Genomic DNA, 20,443 nt, shown 5'->3' on the forward strand with positions numbered 1-20,443 from the left:
TAAAAAGCCCGTAAGCAGCCGCCCTAAATTACATGGAGCTTGCTTGCGGGCTTTTTTGTACTTATTCGTAACGTAAAGTGTGTACAGGGTTGGTAATAGCTACGTGATAGCTATGCCAACTTACAGTTATGAGGGTAATGAATAAGACGGACAGAGTAGCCAGTATCGTGTCCGGCAAAAATATGTCCACACGATAGATAAAACCGCTCAGCCAATCATTTAACAGTAGCCATGTAACGGGAATGGAGATAAAACTGCCGGCCATGATCTGAACAATAAACCGTTTATTCAATAAAATCATGATACCGCAAGTAGTAGCTCCGTTTATTTTACGGATTCCTATCTCTTTGGTGCGCTGTTCTGTAATGTACATAGCCATACCAAAAAGCCCGGATAACGTCAAAAGGATGCTAATAAGTGAGTACATAAGCAGTAATTGCGAAAATTCGATTATTTTCCGGTTTTTAGCAAGATATACGTCATATAAATCAGAATAAGTAAAGTAAGCGGTGGGAGCTATCTTATCCCAAGCTTGGCGAACACAGCGTAAAGTCTCTTGTCGCCCTGCGGAACCATAACGCAGGTAGAGATAGCTGAATTGTTCATTACGTGAGATATAAAACATATTCGGATCCGTCTCCTGCCGCATGCCGCTTGTGTTAACATCCGATACAATCCCCGCAATTATTGCCGGTTCGGTATCTTCTTTCTCCGGGCGACCAAAGTAGCTATCGTATGAACGGATAGGTTTACCTACAGGGTTTTCACCTTTGGGTACAAGCACGTCTACATACTTTTTATTCACGTATACCGGACGGTCGTAGAGATTTAAAGCCTGCCGGAGGTTCATCCCTTGCAGTATCTTTATATTTGCAACGCTGAAAAAGCTGCTGTCACCGGAATATTGCTTGAGAGAATGGTATAGTTCGTTGCCCTGCTCATCTTTTGTAATCAACTGCCGATAAAATCCATAGAAAAAGTGGGTGTCCGAGAGGGCTGTTTCGCCTATATCCGGATAACGTTTCAACTCATCGGCAAGCTGACGGATCAGTAATGGTTTCGTATCCAGGCTTCCTATGCAGATAAGATTACGAAAGCATTCGCCACTGCTTTTGCTCAGTTCCAACTGCCTGTGTACTGTTAACGTGGCAAACAGAAGCCCTGTAGAGATGGCGAATTGCGCTACCGAGAGCATTGTTATGATATTACGGCGTCTGTTACCGGTAAATGAGGCGCGATAATCCGCATTAGACAGGCGGGTTATCTTTCTGCTTAAATACAGTGCCGGTATTACAGACAGTAAAAGTATAAAGCAGACGATAAGAGGGAATACCTGTCCGCTAAAGAAAAAAGCTACGGACAGCCTGCCGGATACCATCCGGTTAAAATATGGTACGAGATCGAGTGTAAACAGTAATGATAGCAGAAATGCTGCAATTACAGTAAGGAATGTATCTAAAAAGAGCTGCCCGTATATATCGCCGGGAGACGCACCCATGAGCCGTTGTGTATAGATCATTTTTACTTGCTGCAACACTCTTGAAAAGCTTAGATTAATGTAATTGAAGCAGGCTATAAGCAGAATAAGGAAGGCCGAAGCAAGTCCCGACATCAGCAATGCGTGGTTACTGTGGTTAAAACATTTTATCTCTTCTTTCGTTATTTCCTGAAAATAACTGTCGTGCAGATTGTGAAAGTAATAACGCCCTATATCCATGCCAAGTGTAGGAACTTTATCTTCCTTTATCTTTTGCGCAAACTGCTCACCGTCGAAGTTACTGTCGGTAAGCAGTAGTGTGACGTAATTGTCCTGACTGTTGTTTTTAGCAGTAAGCGCGTCGAAGCGTAAAAACGATTGTGCGTGATCTTTTACCACAGCCACTACCTGTAGAATAATTGTAGGTGGAGTATCTCCTGATGTAAAACCATTGTTACCGGACATGTTCAGCGTGATGTCTTGCCCTAACGGATGATTATTGCCGAAAAACTGTTTTGCCATTGCTTCTGTGAGAGCGATCTTTCCGGGTTGACTCAATGCTTCATGCAAGTCGCCACAAAGTACTTCATAGCTGAAGAACCGGGTGAAGCTACTGTCTACGGACGCTATATTTATGGGTGCATATCGGTTTTCGCCTACGGTAATGAAGCTGGGCGAAAGGTTCTCTATCCCCAGAATGTCTTTTATCTCCGGATAATTATCTCTTAGCCGGGGTATAATATCATTTACAACGAAAGTGATTTGCTGCCCGGATACCATCGGCGAATCTTGGGTAACAAGTACGATGTTATTACGGTTTACATTGCTGTTCTCAATGCCCAGTTCGTACACGGCATAGGCTACCAGCATGTTGGTACAGGCAATGCCTGTGGCAAGACTGAGGATAGAAATGATGGCAAACGTTTTGTTGCGCCACCAACTCCGTATAACCAGTTTCAGAGAAATATATTTCATGGTATTTGTCATTATACAGTTTCAAAGCTACACGGAAACGAAATATGTGGCAAGCAAGCAGGGAAGAAACAGCTAATCTTTTTAAAAATCGTCCAATATTTGGACAATTTTGTGCTTATATTTGCCCTCAGAGGCCGGAAAAACAGAAGCCGGTATTCGTAGAGAACAATATGTTGAACGGGAAAATAGTGTTGGTAGACGATAACGAAGCGATACTGAAAAGTCTGCGGATTGTACTTTCTCATACATTTCCTAAAATTATAGGAGTGAGCGAGCCTGCATTACTGCCTGCTTTATTGCGAGGTGGTGATGTAGACGTCGTTGTACTCGATATGAACTTTGGAGCCGGTGATCATTCGGGAGGTGACGGTCTTTTTTGGCTGGAGAAAATACTTGGTATGGATAATCCGCCGGCTGTGGTGCTCATAACCGCCTATGCAGACATTGAGCTTGCTGTTTCTTCGCTCAAGCAGGGTGCAGCGGACTTTGTAATCAAGCCATGGGATAACGCCAAACTTACCAATACAATAATAGCTGCTTATGAGAAGAGGTATGCCGTTTTGCATCCGGAAGAAAATGCTCTTACGCTGGATGAAATGGAGAAACGGTATATTGAGGAGGTATTGGCCGAGAAAAAAGGAAATCTGACCCTCTGTGCACAGCAATTGAACATCAGCAGGCAGACATTATATAATAAAATGAAGAAATATAACTTATAATGACAGGATATAAACCAGATGATATCCATTGTGGCGGCTTTACCTGTTGTGGTAAGAAGGATAAAAATCGTGTTTAGCCGGAAATTATATATCAAAGTGTTGTTGGGAATGCTTCTGGTACTCTTGTTGAGCTATGTGGGAGCGTTTTTATTGATAACGGAGGTGAGTTATACACTATCGTTTGTGTGTCTGATATTTACATTGTTGATAATTCGCTGGATAATACGGTGTACGAATGAAGTGAACAAGAAAGTAGCCTTCTTTTTCTCGGCTGTAAAGAATCGTGACGCCTCTTTACACTTTCAAAATGTGGCAGACGATCCGTTGTTGGCATCTTTGCAAAGTAACATGAACGAAATAGTCTCTCTGCTGAACGGCAGCAGGTATGAAGTGGAGGAAAAGAGGCTGTATTACGAGAGCGTACTACGTGTATTAATGCACGAAATCCGTAATTCTGTAACCCCGGTTACTTCTCTTTCGGCTGACCTTTTGCAATACTGCGAATCTTATACTTCCGAGCAGTTAAAGGAGAGTCTGGAGGTAATCAACGGACAGGCAAAGAACCTGTCTGCCTTTCTGGATTCTTATCACCGCCTGACACATCTGCCGGAACCGGACATGCGAATGGTAGATGTGACGGAATTGTTCCGCCGGTTAGAACGGTTGCTGTGTGCTGAGCCTGATAGCAAGGAAGTAAGGTATGTGTGTCACGAACCGGTGATGCTTCATGCCGATGTGAACCTGATTACACTGGCTTTAATTAATTTGATCCGGAATGGACTTCAAGCTGTATCTGCTAAAGGAAATGAAGGAGAGGTGGTGGTGGAGGCGTTGATAAAAGATGGATGTGTCTGTATTCTTGTATCGGATAATGGAACGGGGATTCCGGATGAATTTCTGTCATCGGTGTTTATTCCTTTCTTTTCAACGAAGCCGGAAGGTAGCGGCATAGGGTTGAGTATTGTGGAACGGGTGGTAAAGTTACATGACGGACACCTGAGCGTGTCTTCACAGCCCGGTGTCCGTACCACATTTATAATGACGTTCAATAACCCAGTTCAAAGGGTTGTTCGGTAGCCTTTACGCCTTCCGACATCCATTTAGGCATGGGCTTGCCTGTTAAATAGTGCTCAAAAAATTGGAACATGCGCTTCTGAAAGTCTACGCGGTCCACCATCTTCTCCGGCCAGTGCGGACTACCCGGATAGTTCAGCAACCAGGCTGTCTTATGTAATCTTTTAAGGGCTACGAAGTATTCTATTCCCTGATACCATGGCACGTGGCCGTCTGCATCGTTGTGCATGATGAGGATCGGAGTCTGCACCTTGTTGGTATTGAACAGTGGAGAGTTTTCCAGATATTGCAAAGGAGCGCTCCATGGCGTACCTCCGATGCGGCTCTGGGTATGCTCGTATTGGAAGGAACGGTTAAGCCCCGACCACCAGCGGATTCCTCCGTAAGCACTGAACATGTTTACTACCGGTGCTCCGGATTCGATTGCAGCGAACAAATTTGTACGTGTAGCCAGATAGGCCACCTGATAACCTCCCCAACTGTGCCCTTGTGCACCGATGGCCTTTTCATCTACGTAGCCGGTGGCAATCATCATGCTTACGCCGGGCATTACGCAGTTAAAACAACTCTGCCCCGGATAGCCGTCTACGTAACGTACATCCGGATTGAAGATGATGTAGTCGTGGCTATTATAGAAGTGATAGTCTACGGTAGATCGACCCGGTTCGGGCATGCGATATTCGTATAATGTTTCCGAATTACGTTCATAGAAGTTTACAATCATGGGATATTTCCGGCTCGGATCAAAATTGGCAGGCTTATATACCACGCCCTGCAGAGGTGTACCGTCCAAAGAAACCCATGATACGAGTTCGGCAGTGCCCCAAAGCAATCCGTCCTGTTGTCTGTCGCCATGTGTTAGTTGTACAGGATTCTTGAAGGAGATGTTGGTAAGGCGCAAGTCTGGGTATTGCTCAAAGGTTTCCGAAGTGTAGACTATAGCATCTGCCTTCTTCGCCTTTATAGGTTTGTTAAGCATGAAATTTCCGGCAAGCAATGTCTTGGGAACGGCCGGTGAGGATAATTTGGACTGATAATATCCGCTGCCCTTTGTTGTTTCGTTGTAACCGGTAAGTATCTGTGGTTTGGAGAGGTCGATATATCGCTCTTCTTTGTCAAATATTACTAAATGATAGGAAATATGTTCCTTGCGACCATTCACTGTGAGATTCACAGGTGCAGTGGCGGCCTCCGGATCGAAACGCCAGAGGTCGTAACGGTCGTAAACGAGTAGATAACGGTCGTCTGTAGTCCATCCAGCCGAGCCGTAGGCAACGGGATAGTTGGGCTGGTCGTTTTCCTCGTCCCATGCAACAAACGATTGAGGAGTAGTGAGGCGATGCTTTGTGCCGCTTGCCAACGTAATGGTGTACCAGCAACTATCGGTCTTAGCATACCAGTAGGCATACTTTCCGGAGGGCGAAAGGGCGAGTCTGCCGTAGTCTGCGGTAAGCAACGGTTTCCGTTCACCGTTATCTACTGCGACCGTATAATAGTCGCTACGCACACGACTCTCCCACATGGAAGGAAGAGCATATGGCTGGGAAGTATAAAGAAGTGCGATGTCGGAATTACCTTCGTCTCCCAGTTCTATTTCCGGTAATTTTTTATTGGCAAGCTGTACCAGATGGCGGTCGGCAATGTTGTAGACGGCACGGTAAGATCGTTTCAGTTCTTTATCCTTATTGACGTTCTGTACGGTATATTGTATAGGTTCGTTCCAGCTCCATACCTGCACATTAGGACGGTTTTCCTCCAATATAGTGGTATCTTTCTGCTGTGGTTCGGGGGCAGTGCCAAAGAAAAGACGCGCGGAATTTTTTGAGAACTGTAATGTGCCGTTTTCACTGACAATCCAGCCTTGTGGGAAGGCTTCGTTACCGCGTGTAGCGATAAGCTCCGCCGGCGCGTTGTTTGCTGACAGCCATAATTGCATGTCTTTGTATGACGAGTCCTTTTCTGCACAATAGAGAAAGGCAATGTGGTCGCCATTTTCGTTGAAAACAGTCTGTTTAAAAGTTCCGTTGCCTTCTTTGATGAGGACAGGAGTTCCGTTATCTGGATTCAGGGTGTATAGTCCGGGTTTTGCCTCCTGTGTAGTGGTATAAAAGAGGTTACCGCTCTTCCGGGCAAAGCCGTAACCGGTAACAGCCGGGAATTGGAAGGTTTTTGTTCCGTCCAGTGAGCGAAGGTAAAGGGTGGAGTCTGTACGTCCGCATTGGTAGGCTATCCAATCGGCTGACTCTGCCAGCTGATGGTTGCGGAGGGAGTCTATGATTTCTTCCTTGCCGGTAAGAGGGAGGATGATAAGCTGATTCATTGGCATTTTTTCCTCCTTTGTTTTGTGGAGCATCAATGAATCTTTCTCTTTAACGCCAAGCTTCTTTATGGCAACGAGGAATTTTGAAGAAGAAGAAAAGGCTGCTCTTTCCGCGGGGCAGAAAGAGGCAACCTCATCCCCTTTTGTGTTGTATAGCTTGATGGTAGGGTCGCCTATCCATGGCTCCATCTTGCAGGTAACCCATTTCCCGTCGTCGGAAATGCTTTTCTCCGTGATGCGGTTCCATTCTTCCAGATTTTCAAACGTCATGGCCTTACCGGTTCCCCTCTGTGCGAAGGCGGGGAGGGATAGAGACATGCAGGCTATGAATGCAATGTACTTCAAGTTTTTCATATATGCGGCATTTATATTAAATTATATATGTTGTATTCAATCTAAATGCAATATTACATGTTTTTTGTTAAACAGCCTGATGTGCAGTGGCAGAATTTACTTGTCTAATTCCTTTTGTATTCACCGGGATCTTTTTTTTAAAAGATCCCGATGATTTGGAAAAAAGATCCCGATGATTTCAGAATTTATATATACAGACGCAGACATGAAAAAAAAATGATTATTTCGTTAGGGTACGATTAAAGTTATGTGTTATTTATATGAAAGGTGTCAAAAAAGCCTTAGATCAATATTAAGAATGGAAAAAGAACTATTATATAAATATTTTGCCGGAGATACAACAACGGAGGAAGAGGTGCGGATAATGGATTGGGCGGAAGAATCGCCAGAAAATTACCGGAAATATCTTGAAGAACGTAAATTGTGGAATGCTTTGCTAATACATTATGATAATAATATAGAGCAGGAGAAAAAACGAATTGATGTTTCACATGGCAGACGTTTCAACCTTTGGAAGGTAGCCTGTATGGCGGCTTCATTCGCATTGCTGCTTACTGTTTCATGGATGCTATATATAAATAATAGTGCGGAAGAGAATTTGCAATCTGTTATTGTACCGGCCGGGCATCGTGTTCAACTTGTTTTGGAGGATGGTACGAAAGTCTGGCTTAATTCCAAGACAAAACTTACCTATCCAACCAATTTCGGAGATAAAATACGTGAAGTCTCTTTAGATGGCGAAGGCTTTTTTGAAGTAACTCACAATGAAAAGAAACCTTTTATTGTAAAGACAAAGAAATATGATATTAAAGTACTAGGTACAACATTCAATGTGTATGCCTATAACAGTCATGAAAGTGTATTTGAAACTTCTTTGCTGCATGGTTCTGTCGATGTTTCTTCCAATTCGACATCGCATCATGTATTGCTGAAGACACGCGAGAAGGTTACGGAAATAAATGGCATTTTGCAAAAAAGCAACATTGATAATTTGGACCGTTATCGTTGGAAAGACGGTTTGCTCTGTCTGGATGACGTACCGTTTGCCGAGTTGATGAGCAAATTCTCTGCATATTATGATATTCAGATCAATATAGAGAATCCTACAGTCTTGGATTATCGTTGTACGGGCAAGTTCCGACAGAACGACGGTGTGGAATATGCCTTGAAAGTAATACAGAAAGACCTTAAATTTAATTATGTACGAGATGATGAGTCTAATACGATAACAATTAATTAGTAACCATTTAAATCTATTAAATTATTATGAAGGATCCATAGAACTACAAAGAAAAAGCCGGAAGATGTCCCCACATCCACCGGCTTAACGTCAACACGAGACAGTCTTTTAATAAAATCTCAGTATTAACAATAAATCCTTTACAAAGTTATGATAAATATTCTTTGTCAGGCCCATCTTGTGCAAAAAAAACACAGGTTAAATCATTTGGGACGGATTATGAAACTATCAGTATTCCTGTTTTTTTGTTTCGCCTTTTCGGCGATAGCCGAGAATGCCAGTTCGCAAAATGCGAAAGTAACGCTAAATAAGCAAAATGTAGCTGTTAGCGAAGTGTTAAACGCCATAGAGGAGCAAACAGAGTACTTATTCCTCTATAATAAAAAGAACGTGAATGTTAACAGGACCACGTCTGTACATGTAACGGACGAGTCAGTTGCCAGAGTTCTGTCGGAACTATTTCACGGAACAAATATTTCGTATACAATGGAAGGTAAGCATATTGTGCTTACGCGAAAAGAAAGTAATGACTTTCCGGCTACGGCTCAGCAAAGCGGACGTTCTATTAACGGGGTCGTTAAAGATGAAAAAGGAGAAACCGTTATTGGTGCAAACGTTGTAGTTCTCGGTACTACAAATGGAACTATTACCGATTTCGATGGTAACTTTTCATTGAATGGTGTACCCGAAAAAGCCGTTCTTCAAGTTTCTTATATCGGTTATCTTACCAAGGAAGTCAGTGTGGGAAAGCAAAATACGCTGAATATCGTATTGGAAGAGGATACAAAGAAATTGGATGAAGTTGTGGTAATAGGTTATGGTACCCGTCAGCGTAAGAGCATTACGGGTTCTGTAGACCAGGTTGGATCGGAAGTTTTTGAAAATCGTCCGGTATCGAATGCAATGCAGGCATTGCAAGGGGCTTCTGCGAATCTCATCATCCAGCAAAAGAATATGAACCCGAATGATAATAGCATGAGTATTAACATCCGTGGTGTCAGTACTATGGGTAATAATGATCCGCTTATCGTTATTGACGGTTTGATTTCAAGTACGGAAACGTTGAATAACCTGAATCCGGCAGATATTGAAAATGTATCAGTATTGAAAGATGCAGGTAGTGCCGCTATTTACGGATCACGTTCGGCTAACGGTGTAATTCTGGTTACAACAAAGAAAGGAGTTAAGTCAAACAAACCAACTGTGACATTTAACGGTATGATTGGTTTTGAGGATCCTAAAATTTTGTATCAACCTGTAGAAGGCTGGCAAAATGCAATGTATAGAAATCAGGCGAATATGAATATCGGAAGCTCCCCGGCATTTACTCCGGCTCAAATCCGTGATTTATATGATCATCGAGATGAAGAATACTGGTTTCTTGATGAAATCATGAAAACCGGACTTCAGCAAACTTATAATCTTGGCATTTCCGGCGGTAGTGAAAATACTACTTATATGGTATCTGCCGGTTATTTCAACCAGGATAGTAACTTCAAAGGTAATTTTGGTGTTGAACGTTATAATTTCCGTACTAATTTGACGACGGAATACGGACGGTTCAAGTTGACTTCATTAATGGCTTATACTCGTAAAAACGAACGTACGGTTGCCGGTGGTACAGGTAATGTGATTATTAACTCTTCACGTATCCCATCATATTATTATTACAAATTGCAGAGTGAAGATGGAAAGTACCTGATTAACGACGTTATTGGTGATGATAATGCTCTCGCCAAACTGCAAGAAGGCGGGTATGAGAAGAAAGACGAAGATAACTTTATCGGTAGCCTGAACCTGGATGTGAAGTTGTTTGACGGACTGAAAGCCAGAGGTTTGGTTGGTTTGGATTTGACTCAACATCACCGTTTTCGCAGAGACAAGAAAGTTCCTTTATACTCTTCTGCCGATTTGCAAACTCCGGTNGGGTCGTTAAAGATGAAAAAGGAGAAACCGTTATTGGTGCAAACGTTGTAGTTCTCGGTACTACAAATGGAACTATTACCGATTTCGATGGTAACTTTTCATTGAATGGTGTACCCGAAAAAGCCGTTCTTCAAGTTTCTTATATCGGTTATCTTACCAAGGAAGTCAGTGTGGGAAAGCAAAATACGCTGAATATCGTATTGGAAGAGGATACAAAGAAATTGGATGAAGTTGTGGTAATAGGTTATGGTACCCGTCAGCGTAAGAGCATTACGGGTTCTGTAGACCAGGTTGGATCGGAAGTTTTTGAAAATCGTCCGGTATCGAATGCAATGCAGGCATTGCAAGGGGCTTCTGCGAATCTCATCATCCAGCAAAAGAATATGAACCCGAATGATAATAGCATGAGTATTAACATCCGTGGTGTCAGTACTATGGGTAATAATGATCCGCTTATCGTTATTGACGGTTTGATTTCAAGTACGGAAACGTTGAATAACCTGAATCCGGCAGATATTGAAAATGTATCAGTATTGAAAGATGCAGGTAGTGCCGCTATTTACGGATCACGTTCGGCTAACGGTGTAATTCTGGTTACAACAAAGAAAGGAGTTAAGTCAAACAAACCAACTGTGACATTTAACGGTATGATTGGTTTTGAGGATCCTAAAATTTTGTATCAACCTGTAGAAGGCTGGCAAAATGCAATGTATAGAAATCAGGCGAATATGAATATCGGAAGCTCCCCGGCATTTACTCCGGCTCAAATCCGTGATTTATATGATCATCGAGATGAAGAATACTGGTTTCTTGATGAAATCATGAAAACCGGACTTCAGCAAACTTATAATCTTGGCATTTCCGGCGGTAGTGAAAATACTACTTATATGGTATCTGCCGGTTATTTCAACCAGGATAGTAACTTCAAAGGTAATTTTGGTGTTGAACGTTATAATTTCCGTACTAATTTGACGACGGAATACGGACGGTTCAAGTTGACTTCATTAATGGCTTATACTCGTAAAAACGAACGTACGGTTGCCGGTGGTACAGGTAATGTGATTATTAACTCTTCACGTATCCCATCATATTATTATTACAAATTGCAGAGTGAAGATGGAAAGTACCTGATTAACGACGTTATTGGTGATGATAATGCTCTCGCCAAACTGCAAGAAGGCGGGTATGAGAAGAAAGACGAAGATAACTTTATCGGTAGCCTGAACCTGGATGTGAAGTTGTTTGACGGACTGAAAGCCAGAGGTTTGGTTGGTTTGGATTTGACTCAACATCACCGTTTTCGCAGAGACAAGAAAGTTCCTTTATACTCTTCTGCCGATTTGCAAACTCCGGTATTATACATGAACTCAAATACGCTTACGGAAGATTATAACAGTAAGAAGTACACATTAAGTACACAATTCTTATTGGATTATGACCGTACGTTTAATTCTGTTCATCATGTATCCGGATTAGTGGGAGTTTCTAATGAATCGTATACATTTAAAGCCAGTCGTATTGCATGGGAATATACAGACGAAGACCTCGGGCTTCCTACGACAGATGAATCTGTACAAAATAAAGATAACAAGAACTCAAATGGAGATACGGATCAAACAAGTATTACATCCGTATTCGGACGTGTAGGTTATGACTATATGAATAAATACTATGGAGATGTCTCTTTCCGTTATGACGGTTCTTCTAAATTCTCGAAAGATCATCGTTGGGGTTTCTTCCCTTCATTCTCTGCAGCGTGGAGACTTTCCGAAGAAGATTTTATGGAATCATATAAAGAAAAATTCGGTGATTTGAAATTGAGAACTTCATATGGTGTACTTGGTAATCAGAATGTAGATAACTATTCTTATCAGACTGTTTATGAAATGAAAACTAATTCCTATGTGTTCAATAATCAGGTAGTGCCGGGTACTGCGTTTACCTATGGTAATTCTTTATTGACATGGGAAAAATCAGCTAATTTCAATATTGGTTTTGATGCTACTTTCTTTAGCAATAAACTGTTTGTGTCGTTTGATTATTTCAACAAAAAAACTACCAATATTTTGCTTTCACCGGAGGTCTCTACCATATTCGGTAGCTCTGCAGCAAAAGAAAATGCAGGAGAAATGAGAAACCAAGGTTGGGAAGTAACATTTAATTATAAATTGAATTCGGGTGATTTCAGACACAATTTCAATTTCAATATTTCCGATTCTAAGAATAAGGTGACTGACTTTGGAGGAAAGGAACGTATCGACCAGAACGACCAGTTATATAAAATAATTCGTGAAGGTGAAGCGTTGGGTTCTTATTTTGGATATAAAACAGACGGACTTTTCCAAAGCTATGATGAGATTGCCAACAGCGCACTTCCTGTAGGTGCATCTGTACAACCCGGTGATGTGAAATATGTTGATATGAATGGTGATAAAGTAATTGATGAAAAAGATCGTGTTGTTTTAGGGAATGCTTTTCCAAGATATACGTTTGGATTTACTTATAATGTAGAATACAAAGGTTTTGATTTAGGTTTGCTTATTCAGGGAGTTGGCAAACGTTCTATGTATGTACGTGGTGAGTTGATCGAACCGTTCCATTCCAACTATTCTTATTGTATTTATGAACATCAATTGGATTTCTGGACTCCTACTAATCCGGATGCTAAGTGGCCTCGTCTGGTTGCTCCGGGCTCTTCTTCCAGTACAAATAACTGGGGAAAGGCTGGTACGGATCTCTATCTATTGAACGCTGCCTATCTTCGTTTGAAGAATATTCAGGTGGGCTACACATTACCGAAACAGCTGACTGCGAAATTCGGGGTTCAGAAGTTACGTGTAAATCTGAATGCTCAAAATCTATTTACATTATCTAAGAACTCTTTTATTGATCCTGAATCTTCGGAATTTTCTAATAACATGGGAGGTATTGAAGGTGTTGGCGCTAACAGTGCCCGTAATTATCCTACTCTGGTATATTATGGATTTGGATTGGATTTAGAATTTTAATATTTGTGCCGTATGAAAAAGAAATCATTAAAATATTATGCCGGTGTTGTTTGTACTGCTCTTGCTTTGTTTACATCATGTAACGATTTGGATTTAGCACCTACAAATAAATTTACGGATTTGAATTATTGGACTTCAACTGAAAAAGCATCTGCTGTTTTAAGTATGGCTTACAGCCAAATGTTTGGTGCTGATTTTTTCTTTGCGAATGAGCGTCTGTCAGATAATCTATATGAAGGCCGAGGAAGCACGGCTGAAAAGCTTATTACTTCCGGACAGGCCGATGCTGCTCTTGCACGTTTCAGCGATGAATGGAAAAAATGTTATGAAGGTATTAAAACTTGCCATACATTTTTGGAAAATGTAGATCGTGTGCCCGGTATGGACGAAACATTGAAGACGAGAATGAAAGCAGAAGCCCGCTTTATTCGAGCATTTTTGTTTTTCCGTTTGACATGTCATTATGGAGATATACCTTTGTTTGATACCGATTTGACAATGCAAGAAGCTAATACTATTGCTCGTTCTTCCAAGGCGGATGTTATTAGTTTTGTCAGAAATGAGTTGAATGAAATTTCGACAATTCTCCTTACAAAGCAGGAATATGCTGCTTCTGATAACGGTAGAATTACGTGTGGAGCTGCTATGACATTACTGGCTCGTACTTATTTATACGAAAATGATTATCAGAATGTGGCTTCTATTTGTGAAAAGATTATGAATGGTGAATATGGCCAATATAAATTGTTTCCAAGCTATTCAGGTCTTTTCTTACCGGAAAACGAATATAATGAGGAAGTGATTCTTGATCTGGGTTATGTATTGCTTCTGAGAACCTGGGATCAATATTACGATGCTATTCCTCTTTCTGTTGGAGGTCGTGTTAACGGTTTTGCTCCTACACAGGAATTAGTTGATGATTATGTTATGAAAAACGGTAAAGGAATTAGAGAAGCCGGTTCCGGATATAATGAAGATGATCCATATGTGAACAGAGACCCTCGTTTTGCAGCTACTATCGTTTATCATGGATATAAATGGACAAAAGGGGATGGTACTACATCTACCATCTATATTAAACCGGGCTCTTCTGCTGAGGCTGGAGCTTCTAATCTGGATGAATATGCCGGTCCGGGCCAGAACTCTACCGGAACAGGTTATTATCTTCGTAAATATTTTGATCCGACTGCTCCGGCAGGTATGAATGCCGGCTTGAACATCATTTTAATGAGATATGCAGATATCTTGTTAATGTATGCGGAAGCTAAGTATGAGCTGGGTCAGATGAATGAAGATATCTGGAATAAAACGATCAGACCTATTCGTCAGCGTGCCGGATTTACTGATGCTACAGCGCTTGATTATCCTGCCTCTGATTTGCAGAATATTATTCGCCGCGAACGTCGTTGTGAATTGGCGATCGAAGGATTAAGATTGTTTGATATCCGTCGTTGGAGGACAATTGAGACTGTTTTGAACGGTTATCCTCATGGTGCAAAGTTTGCATCAAACAATTCTCAGTATATTCAGCTAGACCTGAGAAGATTTAATAAGGATCGCGATTATTTGTTCGCAATTCCTCAATCACAGAGGGATATTAACAAAAACCTTACCCAAAATCCAGGTTATTAATTCAATTAAAAAGAGAAAATTATGAAAGTAATATTGATTAAATTAACAATAATAGCCTCTTTCATTTTAGCCTTTATTGCTTGCAATGATAATGGAGAAGTGAGAGATACGGGTGTGACAGCCGTTAAGACACTCTATGAACCTGATAATGAGAAAGCGGTTGTATTGCAGTCTTCCGCTTCTGCTACTCTGTACTTTGAGTGGGAACCTGCCCGCGCGGAAGATAGTGGAAGTGTCTTATATGAAGTTGCATTTGATAAAGCAGACGGGAATTTCTCTGATCCTGTTTATATTGCAACGGCTGACAATAATGGAGGAACCAACCATGCTACAATTTCTCATAAACAGTTGAACCGTATTGCTGCTATGGCAGGAATCGAGTCTGCAGAACAAGGAACGTTGAAATGGACTGTTTTCTCATCCAAAGGTATCAACCCGGTAAAAGCGGAGCAGGAACGTACCCTTACATTAACACGTTTAGCCGGATTTGCAGATATTCCTACTGATTTGTTTATTACGGGAGAAGGTACAGAAGTGGGTGCGGACCTTGCAAATGCCCTTTCTATGAAGAAAATCTCTGAAGGTGAATTTGAAATTTATACCAAATTAACCGAAGGTAAACCATTCCAGTTTGTGAGTGCGGTTACGGGAACACCTACTGAATTTTCTTTAAATGGAGAGAAAATTGTGGAAGGAGGTACTTCTACTGTTTCTAAAACAGGTATTTATAAGTATTATTTGGATTTCAATATCGGTTCTTTCACAATGAAGGAGGTGACAAAAGTAAGCTTATATCTGAATTGGTCGCAAATGAAGATTGAATTGCCTTACAAGGCACTTGGAGTTTGGGAAGTAACGGATTACGAAATCACAGGACTTTCTGGAAATGACGATTCGGATGATCGCTATAAATTCAGGATGGAAAGCTCAGACGGAGAAACTGAATGGAGAGCTATTAATAACGACAGTAAGCCGACTGGAAACGAAGCCTATTATTATATGGTAGAAAAGACGGACATTGAACAGTGGACTAACAATCAGGTTTGGAAAAATCCTTCTACGACAGGTTGGAGTGGTAAAACATACGATATAACGTTCTCTTTGAATGCCGCAGCTCCTTATACTCATAATTTAGTAATCAAATAAAAGGGAAAGAATTATGAAAACAGTATTGATAAAAATAACATTTATAGCTTCCTTTATTTTGGCATTCATTGCTTGTGATAATATGGGAGAAACCGATAGCAGGTTGGCGGCTGTAGGCAATTTTCTGGAACCTCTTGACGGACAGACTTTCGTTTTAGAAGCATCTGCTTCGGCCTCTGTTTATTTTGAATGGGATCACGTGAAAGTGGAAGATTCCGGTACGGCTATCTATCAAATCGCTTTTGATAAGCCGGATGGTGACTTTTCTACTCCTGTATATCTGACTGCGTCTGATAATAACGGATTTGAAAATCATGTAACCATCACACATAAACAAATGAATAAGATTGCCGGTATGATGGGCATTAAACCTTCTGATACAGGTTCTTTTAAATGGACTGTTTTTTCTTCAAAAGGAACAAACGCTATGAAATCCGGCAAGGAAAATACGATTACGGTTACGCGTCTGGCCGGGTTTGCCGATGTTCCTATTGATGTATTTGTGACCGGTGAAGCTTCTGAAGGAGGAACAGATCTTTCAAAGGCTCATAAGATGAAAGCTGTTGCCGGTGGAGAATTTGAAATGTATACGAAATTAGTAGCCGGAAAGCCATTCTATTTTACAGATGGAACAACCGGAACACCTAGAGAATTTTATACAGCAGATGGTTTGGTGAAAGAGAATGGTACTTCTACTGTAACTACTGATGGTATTTATAGAATTACACTTGATTTTAATACAGGTGCCTGTACTTATGCATTGGTTACGCGAATAGGTTTCTATTTTTGTCCGCAAGCCAAAATACTGTTCGATCTTCCGTATATCGGTTATGGTGTATTCCAGACGAAAGCGACCGTTGAATTCTTCCAGGAAAGCTGGGGTAGAGATGAGCGTTACAAGTTTAGAATGTTCATAAAAGAGAATGGTGGTGCCGGAGCAGAAGAAGAGTTGGAATGGGGAACATTGAATCAAACGGATTCACGTCCTACGGCAACAAGTCCGGAATCATATTATTATTTGCAACTTGTTAGCCCGACAGATTGGGATAACAAATGGAAATTAATGGGTGACTTTGACGGTGTTCCTGCTACTTATACAATATATCTGACAGCGGATCAGCCTTATACTCATTCTATAGTTAAATAATTTATAATCACTGTATCTAAATTAAGAATTGAGAATTATTTGTCATATCTTCACAAACTTATAATTCTCAGTTCTTAATTTTTTATAATCAATGTAATATCATGAGAACAATTCTTCTTTTGCTATCTCTATCCGTATGGCTTGTGGGATGCGGAGGCGACGATAATGGCACAAACTCTGGCTCTGAAGGAGGACGTGAAATAAGCTGGTATGCTGCGGCAGATAGCAGTAGTGAGGCATTAGTTAATTCTTTTTGGAATACAAGCGGAAAATATTTTAATTATGACAGCAATGGAAAAATAGATTTCCATTATTGGCCACAAGCACATGCTTTGGATGTTTTGATCGATGCTTATGAGCGTACAGGCGACAATAAGTATAAGAGTTTATTTGATCAATGGTTTGAAGGTGTAAAAATTAAAAACGGTAATACTTTTAAAAACGATTATTATGATGATATGGAATGGAATGCCCTTGCCATTCTTCGTGCCTATAAAGCAACCAATGATGTGAAATATAAAGATGCTGCATTACAGATATGGGAATATATCAAAATTGGCTGGAATAATAATGCAGGTGGCGGCATTACCTGGAAAAAAGGGATGGAATATAGTAAAAACGCATGTTCCAATGGACCGGCTTGTATATTAGCGGCCCGTTTGTATCAGGAATTTGGTGATGAGAGTAATAAAGAATGGGCTCTCAAAATCTATAGCTGGGAAAAAAGTACCTTGTTTAACAGTAACAATGGGATGGTATACGATAACATAAACAGCGAGACCGGAGAAATACAAACGAATTGGGTCTTTACGTATAATCAAGGGACTTTTATAGGTTCGGCAGTGGAACTGCATAAAATAATGGGAGAAAAGGCTTATCTGAATGATGCTGTTTTAGCTGCCGATTATACGACAAGTAGCTTGGTTAATAATTCAATACTTAAAAGTGAAGGAGATGGTGACGGCGGACTTTTCAAAGGTATTTTTGTCCGTTATTTTACAGAATTGATTCAGCAGAACCGTTTGGATGCTACAGCAAAGAAACGTTATGTACAATTTTTGCAACACAATGCGGAGACGTTGTGGACTTTGGGTACTAGTAAACCTGCGGTATTTTTCGGTATTGACTGGAGAACACGTTCCGGTGCTTCTACCGGTCTGACGGAACAATTGAGCGGTTGTATGTTGATTGAAGCAATGGCTCTTTTAGAAGATAAGGAAATGTTGTAGTTATCATTTAACAAGTTGTGTTTATGAAAAAAACGATTCTTTTTTCGCTTCTGATTGTATTGACTTTTATTACGGGTTGCAAATCAGATAAACAATTAACAGATTATGTAAATCCCTTTTTAGGAACGGCTACCCTTTGGGAACCCGAAGATTTGGGATATGTTCGTAAAATGAAAGCGCGTACCTGGGGTGCCGAAGTTTTTCCGGGAGCATCTTTGCCAAACGCGATGGTTCAGTTAAGTCCTGTAACACAGTTTCACAGTGGTTCAGGATATCAATATGAAGATACGGTTATTTATGGCTTCACCCATACTAATAAAGGGCATTGGAATTTATGTCATATACCTTTACTTCCTGTTACGGGAACTGTTACCCCTAGTGATTATTGTTCCCATTATAATCATGATAATGAGTCAGCACATCCGGGTTATTATCAGGTTTTTCTTGAGAGATATGGAGTTAATGCGGAATTGACTTCTACTCTTCGTTGTGCTTTTCATAAATATACATTTAAGCCGGAAGATGACAAGAAACTTGTAGCGGATATGACACGTTCAAACAATCGGGTAAAAGAATGGGGCATACAGAAAGTTGATGATCATACTTTTTCCGGTTTTCAGGACGGAGAGGGTAAAATGTATTTCTATGCCGTTTCTAATTATAAAGTAAAAGACATTGAACAGGTAAAAGATGATAAACATGAGGTTTCTGTTGTCGATTTTGATGAAAGTAAAGGAAAAGAGCCTCTGGAACTTAGAATAGGATTCTCTTTTGTTAGTGTGGAAAATGCAAAGATGAATCTGGAGAAAGAAATGTTGAATAAAAGCTTTACTCAGGTGCGTAATGACGCTAATACAGTATGGGAAAATTTACTTTCTAAAATCAATGTTACCGGTGGTACTGAACGTGAGAAAGGGATCTTTTACTCATGTCTGTATCGTTCTTTTCTTTGGCCGGCGTTGCGCAGTGATGTCAATGGAGATTATACTGATGTAAAAGGAGATGTTGTGAATGAAGGTTTTCGTTATTATACCGATCCCTCTTTTTGGGATGATTACCGTAATAAATTAGTGCTTTTGGGAATGATTTCTCCAGATGTGACGACCGATGTTATTAAGTCTATCACCGATAAAGGTGAAAAAAGAAATGGCTATATGCCTACCTTTTTTCATGGAGATCACGCTTCTGTTTTTGTTGCCGGATCTTATTTGCGCGGACTTCGGGATTTTGATTTGAAACGTGCGTATAATTTATTGCTAAAGAATGCTATGGTTCCAGGACGTGGAGGACGCCCTTATTTGGATGAATATATAGAGAAGGGTTGGATTGCCGAAAAAGATACGACTGATGTTCCTACATGGGATGAATATAAAGCAGCTGTAACAAAGACAGTAGAGTATGCTTATGATGATTATGCTACGGCTTTATTAGCTAAAGAGCTAGGTGATAAAGAGAACTATAAGAAGCTGATGGAACGTACAAACAATTACAAGAATTTGTTTGATCCGGGTACCGGTTTCTGGCGGGGACGTATTGATGATGGAAGTTGGATTGCCGACTTTGATCCGTATTATCCGTACTATGCGTATATGTATCGTGAAGCGAATGCATGGCAATCTCTTTTCTTCGCACCTCATGATCCGGAAGGTATGATTGCCCTTTACCCGAGTGAAGAGGCTGTAGAGCAGAAGTTGGATTCTTTGTTTACTGAACCTTGGAGAGGTTATGAAGCCCATAATATGACTGGCTTTATAGGAAATTACTGTCAGGGTAACCAACCGGACCATAGTGTCCCTTATACCTATTATTTTATCGGCAAACAAGAAAAATCTCAGGCTATACTTGACAGCATTATGGGACATTATTATGACATGGGAGCCGATAAGCTGGCCTATTCCGGAATGGATGATGCCGGCGAAATGTCATCATGGTATGTATTCAATGCAATAGGTCTGTATACTTATTCTCCGGCCGATCCGGAGTATATTATATGCGTTCCGCTGTTTGATAAGATTTCATTTACATTAGGAAATAACAAAACATTTTCTATTACCAAACAGAAGACAGGTAATGGCGCCGGTCGGAAAATTACCGGTATTACTTATGGCGGAGAAAAAGTAGATGGCTGGTTTATATCTCATGATCAGCTGGAAAAAGGAAAAGAATTGGTAATTTATACGGAATAGATATTATATA

General features: G+C 40.7%; 12 protein-coding genes. 10 read left to right on the top strand and 2 right to left on the bottom strand.

Annotated features, from left to right (window positions below; translation table 11 throughout):
* Nucleotides 1–61: 61 nt before the first annotated feature.
* Nucleotides 62–2,452, bottom strand: coding sequence for an ABC transporter permease (locus tag C1721_RS06835; RefSeq protein ID WP_102407695.1), 2,391 nt, complete (start codon nucleotides 2,450–2,452; stop codon nucleotides 62–64).
* A 170-nt stretch (nucleotides 2,453–2,622) separates the two neighbouring features.
* Between C1721_RS06835 and C1721_RS06840 the strand changes: the two genes are divergently transcribed.
* Nucleotides 2,623–3,171 carry a response regulator gene (locus C1721_RS06840; protein ID WP_102409294.1) on the top strand — a complete coding sequence of 183 codons (549 nt, stop codon included), beginning with the start codon at nucleotides 2,623–2,625 and terminating at the stop codon, nucleotides 3,169–3,171.
* Nucleotides 3,172–3,189: 18 nt separating this feature from the next.
* Nucleotides 3,190–4,248, top strand: a complete 1,059-nt coding sequence (locus C1721_RS06845) for a sensor histidine kinase (protein WP_234347379.1) — start codon at nucleotides 3,190–3,192, stop codon at nucleotides 4,246–4,248.
* On the opposite strand, the gene C1721_RS06850 is transcribed toward C1721_RS06845, so the two are convergent.
* Nucleotides 4,217–6,919 carry a S9 family peptidase gene (locus C1721_RS06850; RefSeq protein ID WP_102407697.1) on the bottom strand — a complete coding sequence of 901 codons (2,703 nt, stop codon included), beginning with the start codon at nucleotides 6,917–6,919 and terminating at the stop codon, nucleotides 4,217–4,219. The genes C1721_RS06845 and C1721_RS06850 overlap by 32 nt on opposite strands.
* A 298-nt stretch (nucleotides 6,920–7,217) precedes the next feature.
* On the opposite strand from C1721_RS06850, the gene C1721_RS06855 reads away from it, so the two are divergent.
* The 8 genes from C1721_RS06855 (at nucleotide 7,218) to C1721_RS06890 (ending at nucleotide 20,433) form a co-directional block, all read left to right on the top strand.
* Nucleotides 7,218–8,159, top strand: a complete 942-nt coding sequence (locus tag C1721_RS06855; protein WP_159063555.1) for a FecR family protein — start codon at nucleotides 7,218–7,220, stop codon at nucleotides 8,157–8,159.
* A gap of 219 nt (nucleotides 8,160–8,378) precedes the next feature.
* Nucleotides 8,379–10,136 carry a SusC/RagA family TonB-linked outer membrane protein gene (locus C1721_RS06860; RefSeq protein WP_159063556.1) on the top strand — a complete coding sequence of 586 codons (1,758 nt, stop codon included), beginning with the start codon at nucleotides 8,379–8,381 and terminating at the stop codon, nucleotides 10,134–10,136.
* Entirely contained in the window at nucleotides 10,055–13,093 is a 3,039-nt protein-coding gene (locus C1721_RS06865) for a SusC/RagA family TonB-linked outer membrane protein (RefSeq protein WP_102407700.1), read from the top strand. The genes C1721_RS06860 and C1721_RS06865 overlap by 82 nt, the downstream gene beginning before the upstream one ends.
* 12 nt (nucleotides 13,094–13,105) lie before the next feature.
* The gene (locus C1721_RS06870) at nucleotides 13,106–14,725 is read left to right on the top strand and encodes a RagB/SusD family nutrient uptake outer membrane protein (protein ID WP_102407701.1); all 1,620 of its coding nucleotides are present in this window, start codon (nucleotides 13,106–13,108) and stop codon (nucleotides 14,723–14,725) included.
* A gap of 21 nt (nucleotides 14,726–14,746) precedes the next feature.
* Nucleotides 14,747–15,871 (top strand): SusE domain-containing protein, encoded by a 1,125-nt coding sequence (locus C1721_RS06875; RefSeq protein WP_102407702.1) that lies wholly within the window; start codon nucleotides 14,747–14,749, stop codon nucleotides 15,869–15,871.
* A 13-nt stretch (nucleotides 15,872–15,884) separates the two neighbouring features.
* Nucleotides 15,885–17,018, top strand: coding sequence for a SusE domain-containing protein (locus C1721_RS06880; protein WP_102407703.1), 1,134 nt, complete (start codon nucleotides 15,885–15,887; stop codon nucleotides 17,016–17,018).
* A gap of 101 nt (nucleotides 17,019–17,119) precedes the next feature.
* Nucleotides 17,120–18,247, top strand: a complete 1,128-nt coding sequence (locus C1721_RS06885) for a glycoside hydrolase family 76 protein (protein WP_102407704.1) — start codon at nucleotides 17,120–17,122, stop codon at nucleotides 18,245–18,247.
* 23 nt (nucleotides 18,248–18,270) lie between these two features.
* The gene (locus C1721_RS06890; protein WP_102407705.1) at nucleotides 18,271–20,433 is read left to right on the top strand and encodes a GH92 family glycosyl hydrolase; all 2,163 of its coding nucleotides are present in this window, start codon (nucleotides 18,271–18,273) and stop codon (nucleotides 20,431–20,433) included.
* Nucleotides 20,434–20,443 lie beyond the last annotated feature (10 nt).

Source organism: Parabacteroides bouchesdurhonensis (assembly GCF_900186615.1).
GTDB classification, from domain to species: domain Bacteria; phylum Bacteroidota; class Bacteroidia; order Bacteroidales; family Tannerellaceae; genus Parabacteroides; species Parabacteroides bouchesdurhonensis.